The 21,008-nt window shown below is 46.2% G+C and carries 19 protein-coding genes and 2 pseudogenes; 7 read left to right on the forward strand and 14 right to left on the reverse strand.

The features are described 5' to 3' along the window. The first annotated feature begins 139 nt into the window (after window positions 1-139). On the forward strand, window positions 140-1,288 hold the full coding sequence (locus ACI49J_RS04710; protein WP_240253025.1) for an OFA family MFS transporter: 1,149 nt from the start codon (window positions 140-142) through the stop codon (window positions 1,286-1,288). On the opposite strand, the gene ACI49J_RS04715 is transcribed toward ACI49J_RS04710, so the two are convergent. Together ACI49J_RS04715 and ACI49J_RS04720 are read right to left on the reverse strand one after the other, a co-directional pair. Beyond that, window positions 1,289-1,690, reverse strand: a complete 402-nt coding sequence (locus ACI49J_RS04715; RefSeq protein WP_275691867.1) for a thioesterase family protein — start codon at window positions 1,688-1,690, stop codon at window positions 1,289-1,291. It abuts the gene before it with no gap. 155 nt (window positions 1,691-1,845) lie between these two features. Continuing rightward, window positions 1,846-2,625 carry an AAA family ATPase gene (locus tag ACI49J_RS04720; protein WP_240253026.1) on the reverse strand — a complete coding sequence of 260 codons (780 nt, stop codon included), beginning with the start codon at window positions 2,623-2,625 and terminating at the stop codon, window positions 1,846-1,848. 402 nt (window positions 2,626-3,027) lie between these two features. On the opposite strand from ACI49J_RS04720, the pseudogene ACI49J_RS04725 reads away from it, so the two are divergent. Further along, a pseudogene (locus ACI49J_RS04725) lies at window positions 3,028-3,240 on the forward strand (IS6 family transposase); the annotation flags it as partial. A 339-nt stretch (window positions 3,241-3,579) separates the two neighbouring features. Here ACI49J_RS04725 and ACI49J_RS04730 read toward each other — a convergent pair. Beyond that, the gene (locus ACI49J_RS04730; protein WP_240253059.1) at window positions 3,580-4,734 is read right to left on the reverse strand and encodes an NAD(P)/FAD-dependent oxidoreductase; all 1,155 of its coding nucleotides are present in this window, start codon (window positions 4,732-4,734) and stop codon (window positions 3,580-3,582) included. A gap of 73 nt (window positions 4,735-4,807) precedes the next feature. Between ACI49J_RS04730 and treH1 the strand changes: the two genes are divergently transcribed. Then, window positions 4,808-6,505, forward strand: coding sequence for an alpha,alpha-trehalase TreH1 (treH1, locus tag ACI49J_RS04735; RefSeq protein WP_240253060.1), 1,698 nt, complete (start codon window positions 4,808-4,810; stop codon window positions 6,503-6,505). A gap of 66 nt (window positions 6,506-6,571) precedes the next feature. After that, entirely contained in the window at window positions 6,572-8,095 is a 1,524-nt protein-coding gene (locus ACI49J_RS04740; protein WP_240253064.1) for a 4-hydroxyphenylacetate 3-hydroxylase family protein, read from the forward strand. On the opposite strand, the gene fdhD is transcribed toward ACI49J_RS04740, so the two are convergent. From fdhD to ACI49J_RS04765, 5 genes are all read right to left on the reverse strand, one after another. Continuing rightward, window positions 8,092-8,856 (reverse strand): formate dehydrogenase accessory sulfurtransferase FdhD, encoded by a 765-nt coding sequence (gene fdhD, locus ACI49J_RS04745; RefSeq protein WP_012021265.1) that lies wholly within the window; start codon window positions 8,854-8,856, stop codon window positions 8,092-8,094. The genes ACI49J_RS04740 and fdhD overlap by 4 nt on opposite strands. Continuing rightward, window positions 8,837-9,193, reverse strand: a complete 357-nt coding sequence (locus ACI49J_RS04750) for a DUF1641 domain-containing protein (RefSeq protein WP_240253065.1) — start codon at window positions 9,191-9,193, stop codon at window positions 8,837-8,839. Before ACI49J_RS04750 ends, fdhD begins: the two co-directional genes overlap by 20 nt. Next, window positions 9,157-12,078, reverse strand: a complete 2,922-nt coding sequence (gene fdhF, locus ACI49J_RS04755; RefSeq protein ID WP_240253067.1) for a formate dehydrogenase subunit alpha — start codon at window positions 12,076-12,078, stop codon at window positions 9,157-9,159. The genes ACI49J_RS04750 and fdhF overlap by 37 nt, the downstream gene beginning before the upstream one ends. Window positions 12,079-12,646: 568 nt before the next feature. Next, window positions 12,647-12,805, reverse strand: coding sequence for a hypothetical protein (locus tag ACI49J_RS04760; protein ID WP_240253069.1), 159 nt, complete (start codon window positions 12,803-12,805; stop codon window positions 12,647-12,649). A 410-nt stretch (window positions 12,806-13,215) separates the two neighbouring features. Then, window positions 13,216-13,674 carry a DsrE/DsrF/DrsH-like family protein gene (locus ACI49J_RS04765; protein ID WP_240253073.1) on the reverse strand — a complete coding sequence of 153 codons (459 nt, stop codon included), beginning with the start codon at window positions 13,672-13,674 and terminating at the stop codon, window positions 13,216-13,218. A gap of 531 nt (window positions 13,675-14,205) precedes the next feature. Between ACI49J_RS04765 and ACI49J_RS04770 the strand changes: the two are divergent. Next, a pseudogene (locus tag ACI49J_RS04770) lies at window positions 14,206-14,508 on the forward strand (zinc ribbon domain-containing protein); the annotation flags it as partial. A 485-nt stretch (window positions 14,509-14,993) separates the two neighbouring features. On the opposite strand, the gene ACI49J_RS04775 reads toward ACI49J_RS04770, so the two are convergent. From ACI49J_RS04775 to ACI49J_RS04785, 3 genes are all read right to left on the reverse strand, one after another. Then, entirely contained in the window at window positions 14,994-15,596 is a 603-nt protein-coding gene (locus tag ACI49J_RS04775; protein WP_318551975.1) for a hypothetical protein, read from the reverse strand. An 8-nt stretch (window positions 15,597-15,604) separates the two neighbouring features. Continuing rightward, a complete protein-coding gene (locus ACI49J_RS04780; RefSeq protein WP_240253077.1) occupies window positions 15,605-16,024 on the reverse strand; it encodes a hypothetical protein in 420 nt (139 codons plus the stop codon). A 72-nt stretch (window positions 16,025-16,096) separates the two neighbouring features. After that, window positions 16,097-16,549 carry a peroxiredoxin gene (locus ACI49J_RS04785; protein WP_240253079.1) on the reverse strand — a complete coding sequence of 151 codons (453 nt, stop codon included), beginning with the start codon at window positions 16,547-16,549 and terminating at the stop codon, window positions 16,097-16,099. Between the two features lie 230 nt (window positions 16,550-16,779). On the opposite strand from ACI49J_RS04785, the gene ACI49J_RS04790 reads away from it, so the two are divergent. After that, the gene (locus tag ACI49J_RS04790) at window positions 16,780-17,352 is read left to right on the forward strand and encodes a hypothetical protein (protein WP_240253081.1); all 573 of its coding nucleotides are present in this window, start codon (window positions 16,780-16,782) and stop codon (window positions 17,350-17,352) included. A 14-nt stretch (window positions 17,353-17,366) separates the two neighbouring features. On the opposite strand, the gene ACI49J_RS04795 is transcribed toward ACI49J_RS04790, so the two are convergent. The 3 genes from ACI49J_RS04795 to ACI49J_RS04805 all read right to left on the reverse strand — a co-directional run bounded on the left by ACI49J_RS04795 (window position 17,367) and on the right by ACI49J_RS04805 (window position 20,066). Further along, entirely contained in the window at window positions 17,367-18,719 is a 1,353-nt protein-coding gene (locus ACI49J_RS04795) for an APC family permease (protein WP_240253083.1), read from the reverse strand. 185 nt (window positions 18,720-18,904) lie between these two features. Then, window positions 18,905-19,414 carry an OsmC family protein gene (locus tag ACI49J_RS04800; protein WP_240253085.1) on the reverse strand — a complete coding sequence of 170 codons (510 nt, stop codon included), beginning with the start codon at window positions 19,412-19,414 and terminating at the stop codon, window positions 18,905-18,907. A gap of 1 nt (window position 19,415) precedes the next feature. Next, on the reverse strand, window positions 19,416-20,066 hold the full coding sequence (locus ACI49J_RS04805) for a cyclase family protein (protein WP_240253088.1): 651 nt from the start codon (window positions 20,064-20,066) through the stop codon (window positions 19,416-19,418). Between the two features lie 237 nt (window positions 20,067-20,303). Here ACI49J_RS04805 and ACI49J_RS04810 point away from each other — a divergent pair, with 237 nt between their 5' ends. Next, window positions 20,304-20,930, forward strand: a complete 627-nt coding sequence (locus ACI49J_RS04810; protein ID WP_240253091.1) for a type 1 glutamine amidotransferase — start codon at window positions 20,304-20,306, stop codon at window positions 20,928-20,930. Window positions 20,931-21,008 lie beyond the last annotated feature (78 nt).

Consider the following 21,008-nt stretch of genomic DNA (forward strand, 5'->3'; position numbering starts at 1 on the left):
GTGGATCCCACATCTCTGTCAAGCTTGGGGGATCCAATCACCCTATTGATCATTTTTAATATCAATAATTTAGTAATGTTTATGTTATTTAAGCTTAATTGAAAGAAATCTTTTTAAAACGTACAGGTTTCATGAATCAATGAAAAGAGAGACCTTCCTAGCAATTGGTTTCGTTGTGATGTGCTTCAACTCCTTATATCAGTATTCATGGAATGCCCTGGAGCCTCTCCTGAGGACAGGCTTCTCTGTTTCCGTGGTGCAGATAGCCCTTGGCTTCACCCTATTCAGTGTATTCTCCTCCTTCTTTCAGCCCTTAGGAGGTCATTTCGCTGATAGGGACGGTCCTAGGAACGTTGGGATTGTGGCATCGGTCCTGGCCTCACTGGGGTTTCTTGGAACTTACCTCTCGCCTAACATTCTCTACTTCTACGTATTCTGGTCCCTTGGAAGTATTGGTGAGGGAATACTTTACGGGATAGCAGCAAACCTGGCCATGAAATGGTTTAGTGACAGAATGGGTTTTGCCACGGGTATCGTATCCATGGGATTTGGACTAGGCTCGGTGGTGGCTAACCCCCTGATACTTCACGTGGATAATTACAAGATAGTCACACTAACAATAGGTCTCTCTGAACTCGTAGTGGTCACGGTCCTGATGTCCCTTATTAGTTATCCCGCATCAAGTAAGGGAAGACCACCAGGACAGGTGATCTTCACTACCAAGTTCTGGCTTATCTACGTCTCCTTCGTGGGCGCAGTTATTCCACTGACTGCCATCTCCTCTCAACTTGCTGTTCTAGGTAAAAACCTCTCACCGGAGGAACTTACGATCCTTATCTCGATTTTTCCCTTACTCAGCGGTGGGATGAGGCCAATCATGGGAAGGATAGCTGACAAAGTTGGAATAGTGAGGACTACCCTTATACTTAACGCGATCCTGCTGGTGGGCTCCTTAACTCTCCTGGTCGGCCAATTGATCCCAACGACGGTTCTGGTGGGATTTGCTGGCGGGTCCATGATCACCTTGTACTTTAACGTTGCAGGAGAGATCTTTGGCACTAGGTTCTCCACCGTTAATAGCGGTATCCTGTATACGGGAAAGGCACTTGGTGGGGTTCTGGGCAGTTTCGTTTTCGCCTATCTCTACACGTTAAACGTGATCACATCAGAGATTTATCTAGTTCTCGGAAGCCTTGTGGGGGTGCTTGCCTTGATTCCAGTGGTTCCTAGGATTAGAACTGGTCAAAGGGTGATGGGCCAGCACGGTAATCAGGGAAACATGAAGTGACTAAACCTCAACTATCCTCTTCAGAATATCCTCTGGTATCTCCACCGACTTCCAGACCTTTGGATTTATTGCTACCTGGGTTACGTAACCCTCTGTGGTGACCGTGCCCTTAACCAGAATCTTCAAATCAAATCTGATAACTTTCTTGGACACAACCTGGGGAGAGATGATCACGGTCAACTCGTCTCCCAATCTTACCGGTCTCCTGTAGACGGCGTGAGTCTCTACCATAACAAACCACAACTCGTCATTCACGTTAGGGTAGGGAATCCCGGCCTTATCCTTCATGTATTTCTCAATAGTATTGGTGAAGAAGCGATAGTAAGACGCGTAATGTGCAATGTCTTGGGCATCCGTGTCGTATATTCTCACAGTGTCTTCAAACACGAATTCGTGGGTCATAATCAGTAAGAATCCGGTGTCATAATAAGCTTCTTTTCCTATCATATGTTGATTAGGATTATCTAGCTAGAGAATTCGTGGCAATAGTAGACTCAGTTTCATAGCGCCATAGAATTACAATTTCATGATACGGATGTCCTGTTGGGTTTATTATATTAGAAGGACAAAATTACATTTTCTCTGCTCTCTGATTCGTTGACTACTATTTTGGCAAGTTCCGCCAATTGACTTAGTCTGGGCATCCCATTTATAGGGCCATTATATTCAAAAAGGTCATCAATAAATGGAATTAGAATTCCAATATGCGTATTTATTCTGTTCATTAATTCGATAATCCTTTTCTCAACTGCCTGCTTTCTAGACGAAGGTATCATGTTAGTAACTAGAGCAAAGGGCGAGCAAGGATCATTGTTTTTCCGTAAATAAGTTGAATAGACCAAGGTTTCATTTAAATCAAAATCGCTTGAATCTGTAACTAGAATACTGTAACATATATCGTTGCGAACATTTGTATAAATTTCCCTTTCTAAAAGGCTCTCCTCATCCATGGAACTGGACAATGGAAAGTTATCGATTATACTGTAATCATGGGGAATTGAAATCGCAGAAAGATATGCCTTCTGAAACTGGGTAAGAAAAGTTGAATTGCTGCGGATTTTGGAAACGTCAAGTTTCGTTCTTGGGCCATCTCCTGCAAGCTTGATTATTCGAATATTTTCAATGTCTCGGTAAGACTCTACCTTATTCAACGTTCCATCGACGATGGACGAAAAAATCCCCGGCTCTCTTATTCCTGCGAGAAACGATGTATAACCGGATAGGTCCATGTCTACTAAGATAAGTCTTTTTCCTAGCCTATTTAATTCTATGGAAAGTAATATAGAGATTGTAGATTTTCCAACTCCACCCTTTATACTCATAACTGAAAATCTCATTACTATATGGAGGAGAAGATTAAATATAAAAATCTTGTTAGATGCATTCATAGTTACATAACAATAATATAAACAATGAATTTATCTTTAATTGCTCCTAAATAGGTGAATGTTTAAAGACATAGAATCTATAGGCTCTATTGATCATCTCTTTGTCAAAAATGAAGACATGATACCGGTTTCAGGTTGCGGAGTCAGGTATGAAGGGCATATCATGAAGTCTATTCTAGAAAGGATGAATCTCCTTACATAATTACTTCAACATCATCTAAATCATTTTTCCTATTCGAGACAGATAATATCATTCATATACGTTCAAAGTTTTTGAGTGTGTCCAACAATATTGCTAAATTAGACAAAATAATATTTAAGGGTCAGGACAGGTTTATCACGTGAGGAGACGTGAAGAGGAGCGTACCTCTTCCCGTCCTGACCCAGGTAATGCCTTCTTGAACTTAATAACCTTAAGCCCAGGTTCTGGTCCCTTGAGGAGTTAGGGAGGCTTTGGCTAGTTACTTCCTTGGGCTCCCCCTCAGGAGGTTCGGGATCCCGAGGAGCACTGTTCATTACTACTGGAGGAATCCTGGTTCTCTGCGTTCTTCACGGTCTACAATCTATTGGAAATTTGGAGGGAGAAATAAATTGTTGGACACGCACGGTCGGAGGTAACGATACTGATGGATTTCCGGGTATTCACCCAAGTGAGCTTATATTTCTGGTATCACCAATTTCATGACACGCAAAAATGATTTATCTAGAGTTCATAGACTACTAATCCATTTGATAGGAAAGGAAATCTAACTCCATTAATCCTGATGAGAACCGGCAAGTAACCGGGTCTGATTGGGCATCTTAAGGATTTTAGATCGATATTATATGGTTTAAGATCATCTACGGATAAAGCTCAAATATCAAGGAAACGGCGTATATGACGCGCGAGTTCATAATTTCTTATTAAGGAGAGAAGTTGTATCGTATTTCAACTGTTAGCGCTCCGTGATAGGGAACATCAAAGGCCCTCTTGACTAGAAGTTTACTGTAGAGTTTCTTGATGGCGACGTAACTCTTTCCAAAGGCTAACGTAGTTTTCACCTCCTTTCCATTCGTATCGAATCTAAGAATTCCTCCCTCATCTCCTCCTTCCATTACGCATAGAACGCCCAGGGAGTACATGGGCAACTCCAGTCCCTTAACCTCCCTTAACACTGACGAGACTGCGTTCTCTGCTGAGATCATGGCTGCCCTAGCTGTCCTAGGGAAAGGAGTCTGGGCCAGGTCTCCGAGGGCAAAGATCCTGTCATCCTTTCTAAAACTTGGTAACTTCACCTCAACGAAACCTGAATTTCCCGCAAGTCCAGCGTCCCTGACCACTTTCGGCGCAGAGAGTGAGGGAAGCACGGAGATCACGTCAGCCTCCACTTCCTGACCGTCGCTCAAGATCACCTTCCCTCTCTTGACCTCCTTCACAGTTTTCCCCTTGAGGACACTTATGCCCCTCTTCTCGAAGTAGGAGTTGGCCTTCTCGTGAACCCAGTCCAGGGGAATAGGACCAAAGACACCCTTGGGACTTTGTGTAGCCAGGTAAACCTTTCCCTTTATCCCTCTCCTCCTAAGAATGTACTCAGCTATGAGAGCGACCTGATACGAGGGACCCTCTATGGGACTCCCTGGCGCGTTACCCACGAACACGTTCCCCTCAGTGTTCCACAGCATTTCCTTAAGTTTGAGGAATCCATCCAGGGTATGGTGCATGACTGCGTTCTCATGTCCAGGTATCCTCCTAAAGTTCTCTTCATATCCTCCACCTAGGGCTAGGAAGAGATAGTCATAGTCAAAGGCTCCCTTGTCCGTCTTGACCTCCCTGCTCTCGGGCAGGATCTGTGTCACCTTACCCTCCACGAAGTTCACTCCCTTCCTCTCCATGGCAACTTTGGCGTCAAATTCGGTTTCCTCAACCTTCACCTCGTCTGTGAGGAGAAGCGGGAAAATTGTGTTTTCCCTCACCACCCTAGACTCAGAGATAACAGTTATCTCGTCATTGAGGTATCTCTTCAATTTATGAGCCACAGTAAGCCCTGCATACCCTGCTCCAAGTATTAAGAATTTCATAAGATAAAATGAGATAAAGAATATTAATCTTTGTCGTCCCAAACAGTTTAATAGTCCAACTCCTAAACTAGGTGTGTTAGGCTTCATTTCCAATCAAATAACCTCCGCTATCATTGACGGCACATCGGTGGTCTGGTTTCCAGTTCCCAAGTTCGACTCTCCCTCAATCTTCTCCAAGTTGGTTGACGAAAGGGGAGGAGAATTCTCCATAGCGCCGGGAGAGGTAACTTACATGGCACAGGAATACAGGGATCCAATGGTTCTCACAACTTACGTGGAAACAGACCAGGGAAAGATGACCATCCAGGATCTTATCCCCATAGGGGAGACCATCATTATAAGGAGAGTGGAGAGCGAGTTTCCCTTCAAGGTCCTGTTTAACCCAATATTCTATTATGGTCTCTACAGACCAGTTCCCGATGGCAATAGGAGGATCAATCCAAGGGGGAGGGACTGTGTGGCGTTTCTCTACGAGTATGATGGGGAAGTGGAAATGGAGAGTGACGATGTCTGGAAGTTCTCGAGGGGGAAGGGATATCTAGTGGTGAATTACTCATCAGATGCCAAGCACGGTCCATTGAGCGAGAGAACCTCCCGCCTATCCCTTGACTTCTCCAGACCCTTTGAGAAGACCGTTGAGTATTGGAGAAGGTCCCTACCCAAGTCCAGGATATACCTAGAGGATTTATACACTACATCGCTTGCAGTTCTCCTGGGGTCCATCTACGCCCCTTCGGGAGGCCCAGTGGCTTCCCCCACAACCTCCTTACCTGAGGTGATAGGTGGGTCCAGGAACTGGGACTACCGTTTTGCCTGGGTAAGGGACTCCTCTATTATCGCCGAGTCCCTCCTGGACGCGGATTACGTGGTGAAGGCCAGGGACATAATTAACTTCTTGCTCTCCCTGATTAACTTCTCGTCGAAGCCTTTCTTCTACCCTCTCTACACGGTGGAGGGAACTATTCCACCTCCAGAGAGAAAACTTCCATGGCTCTCAGGTTTCAGGGGATCTAGACCGGTTAGGGTAGGAAACGGGGCGTCAACTCAGGTTCAGCTCGACGTCGAGGGATTTTTCATGGCAACGCTCTACAAGTACTTTGAGAAGACGGGAGATAGGGTATACATTTACGATGCGCTCGAGAGGATTTCCTATCTAGCTGACTGGGAGGCAGAGAACTGGAGAATGAAGGACTCAGGGATATGGGAAGATAGGGGAGAGCCTCAGCACTACATTCACTCCAAGGTGATGATGTGGGTTGCCATGGACAGGGCAGGGAAGATCATGAATGTCCTAGGCATGCAGGATCGATGGAAGGACACTAGGGAAGAGCTGAGGTCCTGGATTCTCGAACAGTCAGGAGAGTACTTTCCTAGATATCCAGGAAGTGACCAGGTTGACGCCTCGATCCTCTCGGCACCCCTCTACGATTTCGTTGACGTTAATGATAAGGTATTTCTAAATACCCTTCGCAGGGTAGAGAGGGATCTTGTTAAGGATGGATTCGTCAAGAGATATGTTTCGGACTTCATGGGAGAGGCGAAACATCCCTTCCTCCTCACCACGCTTTGGCTGGCAAGGGTTTACATAAGGTTAGGCGAAACAGGGAAGGCCAGGGATATCCTGGAGAGGTTAGACAGGGTCTCCGGTAGCCTTCACCTCCTAGGAGAGCATCTGGACACCTCCACCCTAGAGTTCACCGGTAACTTCCCCCAGGTTTTCGTTCATGCACAGGTTGTTTCGGCACTCAAGGAACTGGAACGATTTCAGTGAACTTTTCAGTTTCAGTTAAAAGAACATTATACTAAACTTTAAAAACTTTAAACTCTATTAACTTGCATGGTCGTCAGAACAGGGGAACAATACCTTCAATCCATAAGTAACAGGTCGAAGGTAGAGATTTACGTAATGGGTAGGGAAGTTAAGGACGTGACTAAGCATCCCTTCCTTAAGCCTTCTGTAATGTCCTTTAAGGCTACGTTTGACGCAGCTTGGGAAGAGGACACAAAGGAGTTGGGCAGGGCATGGAGCCCCTACCTTGAGGAGGAGATAAATAGGTTTAATCACATTCATAGATCACCTGATGATCTTGCTGCGAAGGTTAAGTTGCTGAGAAAGTTGAGCCATAAAACAGGTGCATGTTTCCAGAGATGCGTTGGTTGGGATTCCCTGAACACGCTTCACATTGTGACCACAATGATGGCCAAGAAGGGCAAAACCGAGGTGAGGGATAGATTTGTGGAATATCTCAAGTACGTTCAGAAGAATGACCTTGCCCTTGCTGGGGCCATGACCGACGCGAAGGGTGTCAGGAACCTGAAACCAAGTCAGCAACCCAACAAGAACGCTTACCTCAGGATAACCGAGGTCACAAAGGATGGAATTTACGTGTCAGGTGCCAAGGCTAACATTACGGGAGTAGCGGCCACAGAAGAGATGGTCGTGCTACCCACTAGGGCAATGGGCCCGGAGGACAAGGATTACGCAGTTGCGTTCGCAATCCCGACAGATACCGAAGGGGTCAAGATAGTCGTGGGTAGGCAGCTGAATGATGCGAGGAGAATGGAGGAGGGTGAGATAGACGGACTTCCCTACTTCTACAATCACGAGGGTCTAGTAATATTCGATAACGTGTTCGTCCCCATGAACAGGGTTTTCTTGGCAGGTGAGTGGGAGTACACGGGAACCCTGGTTGAGATATTCTCTGCCTATCACAGGCAGGGTTACGGTGGATGTAAGGCCGGACTCGGAGACGTGATCATAGGGGCAAGTGCAGATCTAGCAAAGCAGATTGGAGTTGATAGGGCGTCCCACGTTCAGGATAAGCTCACTGAGATGATCTTCCTTACCGAGACCATGTACTCAGCTGGAATCGCTGCCAGCCTTAATGCCGTGAAAATGTGTGATAACTGCTGGTGGGTTAACCCCATGCACGCTAATGTCACGAAACACCTGGTTGCTAGGTTCCCATCCCAGATTGCACAGCTTTCCATAGACCTAGCAGGAGGAATTGTGGGAACAGCCCCCAGTGAATGGGACCTAAAGAACCCCAAACTCAAGGAGTACATATCCAGGTACCTCCAGGGAGCTGAGGACTTCACGGCCGAGGATAGGTTGAGGATGGTCAGGCTCGTGGAGAACGTGAGCATGGGTGTGGCTTTCCAGATAGAGTCCGTTCACGGAGCAGGAAGTCCCGCAGCGCAGAGAATAATGTTCTCCAGGTTGTATGATCTGAACTTTGCCCAGGAAGTAGCGAAGAAGCTGGCAGGGAGAAAGAGCGAAGTGAAGTTCACGAGTAAGGCCGAGCCCTGGAGAGAGAGTCAGTCTGAGGCAGAGGCTAAGGAGGCCGGTCTCAAGAGTTAAGATATCCTCTCTGGATGAGAGTATACGTTAAAGCTTTTTCCCCTCACGAAACCTATCAGTGTTGCACCCGCATTATCTGCTATCCTTACTGCGTAGCTAGTGGGGGCAGATATTCCGCTTATTACAGGTATCCCGGCCATAATTGCCTTGCTCACGATCTCATATCCAAGTCTTCCACTAACCTGGAGAACACTGGAGTTAGCCGGTAATTTTCTCTCCATGAGTAGTTTCCCCACAACCTTGTCCACAGCGTTATGCCTTCCCACGTCCTCATAGAGGTACTGTAGTTCCCCCTCCCTAGTAAAGAGCCCAGCAGCGTGGAGACCACCTGTCACGTTAAAGGCACTCTGTCTCTCCCTCAATTTCTCGGGTAACGAAAGGATCACATCCCTGCTCACAGTAGCGTTAGTGGATAGGATGTCCAAGGTGTAGAGGAGAGCTCTCCCGCATATCCCACAGCTCGAGTTAACCACTATCTGGCGGGACTCAAGTTTCTTCACGTCCCTTAGGTACACCTCTACCCTGTTTAGTTCCTGCTTTACCTTCACTACATCTTCTATGGAATCAATAACTCCCTCGGAGTAGAGAAATCCCAGACTAAGCTCTTGGTCATTCCCAGGTGTTCTCATAACTATTGCGAAGGTTTTACATCCACCATTACAGACAACTATCTCCAGGGGTTCCTCAACTGCCACGAAGTCCTCGTCTATCTCCGTATGTCCGTCTTTCACCTTAACTAGGTTAACCTTGCTTACTTGCACTTCCTATCGCCTTAAGTATCTTCAGCACTAGCAATAGCCCTCTCTTAACGTCTGGGTCGTTAAACTCCTTCAATATCTGGGTGAGAGACACGTCCTGCACCTCCTCATCGCCGTTAAGCGCAGCGTATATCACGTTCAGTGTCTTGATTAGCCCAGTGTTCTGTTCCGTCAGTGTGGAGAGCGTGACGTCTAGGTTTTCCGCCAGTCCGGTCAGGAAGGGGAGGATCCCAGACCTGTTGAGAGCGTTCACTAGCCTCAGGAACTGCTCTAAGGCCTCTCCGCTCTCCACGAGCTGAGCCATTACTCTGTCAAGAGTTTGAACTCCTCTCTCATCCATTTCTTGGTCACCTCAATCCCGATCTGTCTCTTCCTCTCCTGTACGTGAAACCTCCAGTTATCCCTTGGTAACGGAGTTCCCTCACCGCTGGATATCTTCTCGATCACGACGGGCGTATCCTTATAGCCTGGAGTTCCGGAAGCCTTATCAAACTCTTGGCCTGTCAAGTTGTTCACACCCTTTGAGGGTTCTGAGGCAAAGAGGGGAATAAACACTTCCTCTCCTGACACCCTCTCGCTGACTAGTGCCCTTGCCTTGATCTCCCCTCCAAACTTTGACTTAACGAGTACTAGATCTCCGTTTTTGATGGAGTACCTCTCAGCCAGTTCCTTGGATATTTCCACGAATGTTTCTGGGAACTTTCTCCTGAGACCTTCAACCCTTCCAGTCATTGTACCACCGTGAAAATGCTCAAGTACCCTCCCAGTGTTTACCACTATGGAGTGTACCTCATCCTTCAGCGGTCTTGGTTTCCACTCCAGCGGGTAGAGGATTGCCTTTCCATCAGGAGTGGCGAAGGAATTCACGTAAAGCAAGGGGGTATCAGTTCCATCTTCGTTCACTGGCCAGACCAGGCTGTTGAAACCCTCGAGCCTCGAGTAGGAAACGCCAGCAAATATTGGGGTCAGCCTAGCGATCTCGTCCATGATCTCCGAGGGATGATGGTAGTTCCAATTGGCTCCCATGGCGTTAGCTATCATTTGGATTATTTCCCAGTCTGGCTTTGATTCACCTAATGGATCCATGGCCTTGTAGATCCGCTGTATCCTCCTCTCTGTGTTGACGAAAGTCCCGTCCTTTTCAAGACTCGCCGCAGCTGGAAGTATGACGTCAGCTAACTTCGCTGTCTCTGTCATGAACATGTCCTGAACCACAAGAAAGTCCACGTTCTCCAACGCCTTTCTAGTAAGAGGAGTTCCACAGTCAACCATCACGGTATCCTCTCCCACGACGTAAAGGGCGTGGATCTTTCCCTCTAGGACCCCTTCTATCATCTGGGGTATCTGCAGGCCAGGTTTTCTGTTAAGGGTCGTTCTCCACGAGTCCTCGAACTTGGACATAACGCTTTCCTCCATCTTTTGGTATCCTACCATGTAGTTGGGCAGACAACCGAAATCGCTGACTCCTTGAACGTTGTTGTGCCCCCTCATGGGGAAAGCTCCAGTTCCTGGGCGTCCGTAATTTCCGGTTAATAGGAGGAGGTCGGATATGATGGTGGAAGTGTCAGCCCCACCTAAGTGCTGAGTTACACCCATCCCCCACAACACTGCTACGCCCTTTGCTTGATGTATCATTTCAGCTAGTTTGATTATCTGTTCCCTGGGCACTCCAGACACGCTCTCAACGTAGTCCAGTGTGAAGCCTTTGATGGTCTCCTTGAACTCCTCAAAACCATTAACTCTCTTGAGGAACTCGTGATCCACCCAATCCTGGTCTATGATGTACTTCGCTACCCCTGCCAAGACCGCTGCATCTGTACCGGGCTTGGGCCTGATGAAGAGGTTAGCTCTCTCTGCCATCTCATGTTTCCTGACGTCAATAACGGCAATCTTGGCTCCCCTGATCTTTTGAGCCCTCTTAACCTTACTTCCCACAACGGGGTGACTTTCCGTGGTGTTGTGCCCCACTATGAGGATTAGATCAGCGTTCTCAATGTCCCTTATGGTCCCTGAATCACCACCTATTCCAACGGTCCTCCAAAGACCCACTGTAGCCGGAGATTGGCAATACCTAGAGGAGTTATCTACGTTGTTTGTGCCCACAACTGCCCTAGCTAGCTTCTGAAGGAGGTAAGCCTCCTCATTGGTCATTTTATCTGAGGCAATGAAGCCCAGGGAATCTGGGCCATACCTCTCCTTGATTTCCTTAAACTTCCTCGCAATAAGCTGCATTGCCTCATCCCAGCTGGCCTCCCTGAAGTGATCTCCCTCCCTAATTAGTGGTTTAGTTATCCTATCTGGGCTATTGACGAAATCCCACCCAAACTTACCCTTGACGCAAGTCAGGATCCCGTTCGCTGGCGACTCAGGTTTGGGCTCCACCTTCAGGATCTTCCTTCCCTTAGTCCAGACCTCGAAGGAGCAACCAACTCCGCAGTAAGTGCACACAGTCTTGGTCTTCTTAATCTGTGATTGTCTCGCCTTGGATTCCAGTTCGCTCACTGTCATGAGCAAGCTAAAGTTATCCTCAACTTTCCCAACCGCCTCTATTGTCTTCTTCTTGAGCTCTGGGTTTATCCATGTAAAGAGTCCAGCCTCCCCCAACATTCCCTTCTCCATGAGGGCATTAACGGGACAGACTGTGACGCAGGTTCCACAGTTAACGCAGGAGGAATTTCCGATGGGATTACCCTGATCCCACACTACCCTTGGCGGATTCAGATTCCAGTCGATCCATATTACCTCATTTACAGCAAAGTCTTGGCACGCTTCGACGCATCTTCCGCAAAGGATACACTGTGCAGGGTCATAAACGTAAAAGGGCCCACTATCATCCAGGGAGTAGGGTTTTTCGACGTACTTTTGATGGAAGACCTTCTCCTTGATCACGGCCTCGTGAAGGACACAATCTCCGTTATTGTTCTCGCAAACTGTGCAGTATAGCTTGTGATATCGCAGTATCCTGGATATGGCCTCCTTTCTAGCCCTTTTGGACTTATCGTCGTTAGTCGTTATTGTCATTCCGTCCTCAACCCTGGTGGAACAGGCCCTCATTAACTTACCATTTACCCTGACCAGACAAGTGTCACAGCTCTCTATGGGCACTAGACCCTCGTTGAGGCAGACGTGGGGTACGTAAATGTTGTTCCTTTTCAGAACGTCAATGATAGTCTCCCCAGGGTTAGCGGAATATACTTTATCATTTATCCTCACCGTGAGAGACATGACCTCCTTTTCTTGGGTACATTTAAAAGCATATCTCTATATTGTTGTTTAACTTTATATACATTTTAAATACTTTAGATAAATGCGATGTAGTATGTATCATCTGAATTTCTCTTGATAGATTATATATTTGTTTCACAAAATTTCGTCTAAGGGAGTGACGCGAAACACATCACGCCACACAGATCGCGTGGACCTCTCTAAGGGAGTCGGCCTTACTTCTCATGTAATGATAGAGCCAGACCTGGAGGGCAACCATACCCTGGAGGACGTCCCTCGCCCTTATCCCGTCTGAACATCCTCTTAACGGATATCACGATCTCGACCCTCCACCTCCTGCCGTAATTCCTTTTCCTATTCCAATCGCGTGACTCCCCATACTCTACGATCGTGTTCCTCCTTGGGTTCGCTCTATTGGGGTTGGCCGACCTCTTCGAGATCGCGACCTCAGGGACAAGGTCGTAGATCGCGTTTAAGCCTAGCTGTCGTAAAACTTCGCGATTTCCACGCCCTCCCCTCGAATTTCCTTGATCGCCTTGTCACGGAATCAGGCTCGGAGCTCTCGACCTCAGCCTTCACTACTCATGGACTTTGCATCAGTATGATGACCTTCAGGAACTTCCCCCTCCTCTACACTTGCCCTTATGTACCTCCCTGCTCCACTCATTCCCGTCCCTTCGCTCACTAGCTCAATCTCGTCCTTGACCTTCTCGAAGTCCAGTTTCATCTTCCTCAACCTCAGGCTGTCTTGTAATCTAGGTAGACCCGTATTATCCCTATCTCGTGGAGCACCCTCAATATCCCCTCTCCCCTATACGTGAACGCGTAAAGGAAGTCGAGGAACTCGTTAAACTTACTGGCGCCCTATAAGGCCTAGTCTTCGCCGTCCTGTCCTCCTCAAGAAGCTCGTACCAGTGTTCAAACATGTGAAGGGAACATCATCTCGTACTTGATCACGAGGTTCTCGTCGTACTTCGCCCAATCCCTGGCGTATCTCCTTTTCTTGGAGGACATAACTATCGTCGGTATTACGAATTTTAAGGTTAACCCTCCAGAAACTCCACAAACTATTTCAACTAGTATTCTGAAATCCCTTAATTTTTGCGTGGGATTTTGACTCCACTCCTTATCATTATTTCAAATATACATGGTAACACCACCATATATCTCCTCGAGAAAAGATTCTGCCCCCTTTATCTCGTCCACAATGTCCACGAGGTCTTCCTTCTTTATATTATACATGGCAGCTGCCACAGGGCACGCGTATATTTTAAACTCGTTGGGATAGTCGGTTTTCAGCTGTTTTAGAAATGAATACCAATCCTTAAGTTGGCCGTTCTCGACCGCTGCCTTAACGTTTTTTAAGTATAATTCTGCGTAAGGCAAGTATATTCCTGGCCTAATGGTGGTATCGATGTCCAGTGAGTTAAGTTTAGGGAGTAAATCCTTCCTGAACGCGACAAGACCTTCGTTGACTAGGTGAAGTCTTACTTCCCAACCTGCCGCAAGGGCGGCTCCCCCATATATTACAATACAACAAATTCTATTTGATGCCCCTGAGGCGAAAACCAATCCCAACTTCCTCTTTTCTGACATGGGTATTCATTATTATCAAGAAAATAACGTTAATTAAGATTTCTTCATGGTTCTCTTTATATGCTCGTAAAACCTCGTGATAGAAGAATAAAATCTAGGCTAGGGAAGATATCTGACTTGCTCTCAATCTTGCCTCACGAACTTTCTGATTTAACAGTCAGAGATTTGGTGCGTGGAGTATATGAAAATTAACGTCATTCTCTAGATCAGAACTATCCGTATAATTGGCGCTAAGTAGTTAAATACTACACTCACTAAATGCGATAAGAAAATAACAGCTGATGATTCGAATTAAATGAACCAGACATCCCCACCCTTTCGGATGGGGATTTCCCCCTTAATCACCATCAAGGTTAAATGATGGATAGCTCCTAGAAAGACTTTTGTATCCAAGAAATTTATTTTTAATACAACGTTGAAAGAATCGAAAGACAAGGGCAAGGTGAGCCTATCATTTTCAAGTATTAGGATATTTCCAACACCAGAAATGGAACAAAAACTCGTCAAGACAATGAAGACCGAAGCGAAGGTATAGATCCAGCATACATGTCACAGACCTGTTCCAGGTGTGGGTATAAGGTAAAACTTGGCTTATCTGATAGGGTATTTCACTGTCCTAGTTGTGGTCTTGTTATTGACCGTGACCACAACGCGTCCCTGAACATCTTGAAACGTGGGATTGGGACTGCCCCTCTGCCTGTGGAGGGGGAACCTCTACTGTTCACCTTTCGCGACGTGGTGCACAGTAAGTTCCCCCAGGGAAGCAGGAAATCCTCACCGCGAGGTGGGGATGCTCCGTCCGTTAGGGCGGAGTGGTTCACTTTTATTCGTTGAAGGGATCTCTTCATCAAACACGTTCCATCCATTCAAGTTCTATTTTAATTATTTTTATAAAAAAGTTTTTAGCTTATCTTAATCTGTAATCTATATGGACTTCATTTGGAATCAAATTCCTGAAGAGGTCAGATTTGGTATAAGGTATTTATCAGCCATTTTTATCCCAAGAAGTCCATGAGCCGGTGGAGTGTTATTAAACCTCTGTCCATGAAATTCGTGGATAACGTGGGGGTTACTCACCATAGCAGCACCAGGAGGAGCTTGATCACTTCGAATTCTTTGAGAGTTATTTTAGAGATGAGCCACTCTCCGAAGTAGAACTACCAACATCTTCCAGTGGAAGTTTTCCGATGAGTAAGTCACTTGTTCATCGAGAAACGTCTCGTCAGTCCTTCTCATGCAAAACCAAAGATCTGATCGAAGTCAGAGTTTAGTTATTCTCACCTTGACGGAAGAACCTATCATCATGTAGGCTACTCAGTTCATCTATTTACCAGTTCAATCAGGTTATCGAAAGTCCAGCTAAACCTTGAGAGTAATTCCCTGGCTACCTTCTCACTCTCGTAGGGGTAAAACGTGGCTAGTATTGCCCTTTTTCTTGGTAAATCCCCCGAGTAATCCTTGACATTGAAGTAAATGTTACTCTCTCTAGAGAGCGGAGATATCTCTTCCCTAGGATCCAGGATCACCAGCTTCACGTCAAGCCCGTCATTCAATTCCTCAAGTTCTTCAAGCGACAGCGTCTTAGTGTAAAGGTAGAGGTTGAGCTTCTTCCTTTTGACGTATTCTACGGTTCTCTTGGCCTCCTTCAAGGAGTATCCGTGGTTTGCAGGGTTCAACACCACACCAACAATCCCCTTCCTGATCTGCCTCTCCAGTTCCACCTCGACTGGAACCCTGCACCTGGGATTGTAAATACCCAACTGTCTGTATCCCTTCTTTCCCCTCGACCAAAGATACTGTTGATAGAAACCGTCTACACAGCACTGACAACTTAGCCTGTATGACGGGTTAAGAAGAACCAGATCCAACCCTAGATCTCTCTCGTATCCCCTAATCCCAACATGTTGAATGTCCACGATCATGAAAAACACTACACATGGGGATGGGATCCTCCCTTCTCCTCCCCGGTACACATCTTATAGAACTCGTCCGACTCCAGCCTTTTGAGTACGTATATCCCCTTTCTCTCTGTCATGAAGAATAGTGATCCGTCGTCTTCAACGCTCTGTAAAAACGTTTTATTGTCGTCATCATACAAGGTCATTGAGATCTCCTTTATTAGTGCGTTTAGGTCGTTGACGTTAGAAAAGGAGACGTGGGTATTCGAGTCCACAACGTACATCATAGCGTCTAACCCAATGTTCTTGGAGATCAGGTAAAGAAGCAGGTCAGTTGTCTTTTTGCTCGAGACAATCACAAACCTCCTGTCAGTCATTTCCCTGCAAATAGCGTCCTTTTTACCGTCTTTGGCATATTTATAAGCTAAGAACACAAGAATGTCCGTTCTCATCAATGGAATCTCGCATCCTAACTAAATAAGGTTTCCGTGGCGTAAATTATCATTTAAAATCTCTCTAGAAATTCAGGTTGTAGGTGCAGGAGGTATAACCTTCAGAGCTTCCTTCACGTGAGATGTTGGATTCATTTGTGACGAATAAATTAACCTGATCTTTCCCTCAGGATCAATCACGAAGGTAACCCTACCTGGAATGAGGAGCCCCTTAGCCCCGTATAGTTCCCTTATTTTATCCCCTTCATCACTGATCAATGTGAAGGGAAGACCATACTTCTCCTTGAACCTTACATGTGACTCTGGGGAATCTCCGCTAACCCCCAGGACCACGGCCCCCCTCTTTAATATCTCATCCCAGTTTTCCTTGAAACTAAGGGCCTCTGCCCTACATCCAGGTGTATCATCCTTTGGATAGAAATAGAGCACAACGTATTTTCCTCTAAAATCTGAGAGCCTTACTTTATCTCCTCCCTCGCTTACTCCCTCAAAATCTGGAGCTTGGTCTCCTACCTTCAATTTCATAGCACAAAATTCGAAAGCTAGTTTATAATGATTTGTTCAACCCTGTTACTTGAGTTTATTTTTTAATGAGTAAACTCAAAATAAACTCAATAATTTATCAAACTTGTATGACTTTTAATTTAATAAAAAGTATCTTAGGAGGACGATTTTAATATTTGTAAATGTATTAATTGAGCAATTACTGGAAAATTTTATAAAAGAAATATCTGTAATTTTGGACTAGGATAAACATGGCTCTACCTCTATTACCTATAGCTATAGGATTTTTCGGTCTTGGCACGGGCTATTTTGTTTATGGAGGATGGGAAGTGACAAACTTTCCTAGCAGTTCGGAATCACTGAACAAGGGTCTTGGACAGTGGGGACTATGGATGCCTGGTTTCATGCAATTCCTTACTGGAATAATATTGTGGACTTACATAACTGTTTTCCATGTATCAACGACTAACGCGATTTACATGGCAGCTGTAGCGTTTACAGCTTATGGAGTTCATTGGTTCGCCATGGGATTAAACAAGCATTTCGGAGGAGATACGAGAATAGATGGCTACATGGCCATAGCTTTCCTGTGGCTTTCCATAATTGGTGCATTAGTATTCTATAATGTTGGTGATTTTCCTGTAGGCATACTTTTCACCCTTCTGACGCTGGTGTACATCTCCGATATACCTGCAAGTCTAACAGGTTCCAGATCATGGATCAGAATTAAGGGGGCGTTCCATCTAATAACTGCAGTGTGGTTAATGTATCTAACTTTCGCTGCAATAACCACTTTTGCCTTGGGATGGACGCTTCCCCTTTAGTCTAAAAAGATTTTTTATACTCTAACTTTTCTCAACCAGCTGTAAATTGCCCCGACTATCATCCAGCCGGCGAATGTTCCAACTCCAATGAGAACGAATGAATTGACTGCAGTTGTAACTATGTTGGCAAATATTACGAATCCTAGGATCGCGTTTATGATCACTGTTAGAAGAACGTTCCACACGTTAAGTTTGCTAAACTTTCTCAAGATGAAGAGCAGGCTAATGTTTGCAGTAAATATGGCAATCAGGAAACCGAACGTTGTGGTGATACCAACTGATAAGAAAACGTTAGCGGGTCCTATCACTGCTGAGAAGATGAGAGTGTATAGAAGCGAGAAGGCAAGGGAGAAGAGGATGGCTACATGGGGAGTTTTGTTGTTATCATGAATTCCTTCCAATCTCTTGTCCAGAACTCCGTCCCTTGCCATGGCGTAGACCACCCTGGATACTGTGTTGAAGAAAGTTACAGAGTCTGTTAGTCCGCTGTTTATGAGCAGAATCGTTAGGATAACTGCCAGGACGAAACCTCCATATCTCATTCCCAGGACGATGCCTGGAACAAGTTGGCTAAAGAAGGATGACATGTCGTTGACCCCCCAACCCACAGTGAAGGCTTCGCTGGCCATAAGGTAGGTAATCCCCACGAGCAAGGCACTGGTGAACACGCCCTTAGTTATGGTGTTCTTGGGGTCCACAGCCTCCTCTCCTAGGACTGAGGTAGTCTCATATCCCGCGAAGGCCAGGAATACGAAAGCCATGCCTACTCCGACATTGAAGGCAGATGGCGGCGGGGCGTACTTGAGAGTAAAGGTGGCAGGATCTGGTGGCACCTTAGTGAAGATTAAGAGGGAAGTCCCCAGAATGAATGCTATTTCAAGGATGCTCATGGTGAGCGTAAATTTGAGGGACGGTCTTATTCCAAGGTAGGAGAGAATTCCTCCGAATAATGCAACGGCCACGACTAGGGGAGCCCATATCCATCCCGGAGTGTTAATTCCAAGTACCTGTAATGCACCTGGCAGAAACACGCCAATAGAAAGGTAGATAAAAACTAGAGCCGTAAGAGCGTAGAGAACGTAAGCCCAACCTACAAAATAACCAACTTTCCTTCCCAAACCTTCTGAGATAAATGCGTAAATCCCTCCAGCACTTTGAACGTATCTACTTGTAATGGATAACCTGGTGGCGTCCAGGAGCACTGCTACCGTTGCTAAAAGTACGGCCAACGGGAGAGAACCGTAGGCGTAGGCTGCAGCCCCGGTTAGCGTCACTAGGCTGGCCATGGCCGGGGCCGCTCCACCTACTCCTTGAGCCACTACTTCTCTATATGAAACAGATCCCTTTGCAAGTTCTTTCTTGCTCATTTACACCTAAGAAATCTGTGTAGTATTTAAGCATTTTAGGGTCGAAATGAACAAAATTTAGATGGACAAGGTTCTGCGTAGCACTATAAGGCAGGTTTAAATCCAAGATTAAAACCCGTCTTAGAAGAATTTCAGGTATAAACGTGCCAGAAATTCTCGAGAAGAAATATGAGGAGGCGTTGAGCTCATCGAGTGCCCCCTGTTTGCTTAACCTCCACTGGGATCGGATTCTTCACCAGGAAGAGTGCAGGGCACTTTCTCTCAGCCCTTTCTAAAACCTTGGAAAGATCCTTATCACTGATCACCTCAAGTACCAGTTTCTTTATTATTGGACCTTCCCTATCCGTGACCACAGGGGCGAGATCATAGTATATATGTCCCTTTACGTTGAGCCTCTCCATCACTATTCCAGCCTGTGAGGCTTCTATGGCCAGAGTTGAGGCGAAGCATGCCATGACTCCGAATAGAACGTAGCTTAAGGGCGTTCCATGAACTCCCTGTCCGCCAAGGATCTTGGGTTCGTCAGCCGTGACTATGATCTTTGTAGTTTCGGTCCTCATTTCCGCAACAAACATGGGGGAGCCATCTAGTCTGAACTCTCCCTCTATATGCCTCTCCATGGGAATTGATCCTTCCTTGGATGCCCTTTCCCTCAAGGTCTGGAGAGCATCCTGGTCTATGTTGTTGATTCTCATGTCACTCCTCCATTGCTATTACCCTGGCCATTGCCCCGCTTCCCCTTCCTACCTTGATTGGGAGCGCGACGATAAGGTACTCCTTTCCAAGTTCTAGCTGATCTAGATTGGCTAGGTCCTCTATTACCACGATACCACTACTGAGTAGCTTCTTGTGAACCCTAAAATCCGTGTGATCATAGGGCTCAATTCCCAGGGTGTCTATGCCCACAAGTTTAACACCATGGGATATGATGAACTCCGCCCCATCTAGGGAGAGTCCAGGAAACTCATAGAGGAATTCCCTTGTAAAGGCCCTCTTTTTATCCCATCCAGTTCTGATTAGTATAGTCTTTCCGTCATACTCAGGCTTCCATACTTCCTTCAGCGCCTCTGCCGTGATCTCCTTTCCCCTGGTCTTGGGTGAAATACAGTATCCCTTGTTTACTAGGATGTTGAGGTCAATCTTGTCTACCGTAACTCCATACTCGTCGAAGTGATAGGGAGCGTCTATGTGAGTTCCAGTGTGGGTGGCAAAGGATATGGTCTCGACGTTATATCCGTCTCTGCTCATTATGCCCACCGGTTTTATCTCCACCATTGGATTGGTGGGCCAGATGGGCATGTAAGGCTGGAGGGTTACAGATAGGTCATAAATTTTCTTGGAACTCATGATATTATATGGTTTACAGATCCTAAAAAGCAAAACGCGAGAGACTCAAGTTGAGATTTGTTAGGTTGAAGATAGGGTATCACTAGAACCTCAGGAATCAAGTCACTTACCTTGATCAACTAGGATCCAAGGATTCTACTGTTTAGCCATAACATTCACTCCTAAAGCTCTATTTGAAAACAATTCAGAGTCATGAGAAAGGAGGATATTAAGCCAAACAGTACTTATTTAGAGATCATGTTTCTTGTGATTCAAAATTACCCTATCGAGGGATTAGGTACGCTGAAGCAAGTCCTAGATTCCAAGGGAATAAGCACCCTGACGGTGAACGCTGAAAACCTAACGGGAAAGGAAGAATTCGATGGGCTCATCGTCCTCGGAGGACCCATGGGCGTGTACGAGATGGAGAAATATCCGCATCTAAGGAAAGAGGTTGACCTCATCCAAAAGGCGATAACAGAGGATAAGAGGGTCCTCGGAATCTGTTTAGGGGCGCAACTCCTCTCCTACGCGCTTGGGGGTGAGGTCGTCAAGGGAGCCTTCGGTCCCGAACTGGGTATAGGTAAGGTCAAGTTCATGGGGAAGCTAACAGACCTAGGCGAGATTGAGGTATTTCAGTGGCACGGCGATACGTTCTCTCTCTCCGAAGGATCTGAGCTTTTGGCCTACAGTGAGAAGTATTTTCAAGCATTCTCATTCGGTCACGCCCTTGGCCTTCAATTTCATGTAGAGGTAAACGGAAAAATAGTAGAGAAATGGATTAGAGAATACGGTGGTAATCCTGATTGGGTGAGGGAGGTCGAGATCAGGCAAAACAGTTTCCTAAGAACCGCTAGCCACCTGGTGGAGTGGTGGCTGAGATGAGATCTATCCCCCTTGACCCGTTTGACCCCCTTAACATTTTTTAGTTAGTTTAGCCAGTTAAACTATAGTGAAACTGGA

The organism is Metallosphaera sp. D4-4, from assembly GCF_046245145.1.
GTDB lineage: Archaea > Thermoproteota > Thermoprotei_A > Sulfolobales > Sulfolobaceae > Metallosphaera > Metallosphaera sedula.

Excerpts from the sequence above, each read along its gene's own strand:
- ACI49J_RS04710 (WP_240253025.1), top strand. The coding sequence starts at position 140 with ATGAAAAGAGAGACCTTCCTAGCAATTGGTTTCGTTGTGATGTGCTTC.
- ACI49J_RS04715 (WP_275691867.1), bottom strand. The coding sequence starts at position 1,690 with ATGACCCACGAATTCGTGTTTGAAGACACTGTGAGAATATACGACACG.
- ACI49J_RS04720 (WP_240253026.1), bottom strand. The coding sequence starts at position 2,625 with ATGAGATTTTCAGTTATGAGTATAAAGGGTGGAGTTGGAAAATCTACA.
- ACI49J_RS04730 (WP_240253059.1), bottom strand. The coding sequence starts at position 4,734 with ATGAAATTCTTAATACTTGGAGCAGGGTATGCAGGGCTTACTGTGGCT.
- ACI49J_RS04740 (WP_240253064.1), top strand. The coding sequence starts at position 6,572 with ATGGTCGTCAGAACAGGGGAACAATACCTTCAATCCATAAGTAACAGG.
- ACI49J_RS04750 (WP_240253065.1), bottom strand. The coding sequence starts at position 9,193 with ATGGATGAGAGAGGAGTTCAAACTCTTGACAGAGTAATGGCTCAGCTC.
- fdhF (WP_240253067.1), bottom strand. The coding sequence starts at position 12,078 with ATGTCTCTCACGGTGAGGATAAATGATAAAGTATATTCCGCTAACCCT.
- ACI49J_RS04760 (WP_240253069.1), bottom strand. The coding sequence starts at position 12,805 with ATGAAACTGGACTTCGAGAAGGTCAAGGACGAGATTGAGCTAGTGAGC.
- ACI49J_RS04765 (WP_240253073.1), bottom strand. The coding sequence starts at position 13,674 with ATGTCAGAAAAGAGGAAGTTGGGATTGGTTTTCGCCTCAGGGGCATCA.
- ACI49J_RS04775 (WP_318551975.1), bottom strand. The coding sequence starts at position 15,596 with ATGATCGTGGACATTCAACATGTTGGGATTAGGGGATACGAGAGAGAT.
- ACI49J_RS04780 (WP_240253077.1), bottom strand. The coding sequence starts at position 16,024 with ATGAGAACGGACATTCTTGTGTTCTTAGCTTATAAATATGCCAAAGAC.
- ACI49J_RS04785 (WP_240253079.1), bottom strand. The coding sequence starts at position 16,549 with ATGAAATTGAAGGTAGGAGACCAAGCTCCAGATTTTGAGGGAGTAAGC.
- ACI49J_RS04790 (WP_240253081.1), top strand. The coding sequence starts at position 16,780 with ATGGCTCTACCTCTATTACCTATAGCTATAGGATTTTTCGGTCTTGGC.
- ACI49J_RS04795 (WP_240253083.1), bottom strand. The coding sequence starts at position 18,719 with ATGAGCAAGAAAGAACTTGCAAAGGGATCTGTTTCATATAGAGAAGTA.
- ACI49J_RS04800 (WP_240253085.1), bottom strand. The coding sequence starts at position 19,414 with ATGAGAATCAACAACATAGACCAGGATGCTCTCCAGACCTTGAGGGAA.
- ACI49J_RS04805 (WP_240253088.1), bottom strand. The coding sequence starts at position 20,066 with ATGAGTTCCAAGAAAATTTATGACCTATCTGTAACCCTCCAGCCTTAC.
- ACI49J_RS04810 (WP_240253091.1), top strand. The coding sequence starts at position 20,304 with ATGTTTCTTGTGATTCAAAATTACCCTATCGAGGGATTAGGTACGCTG.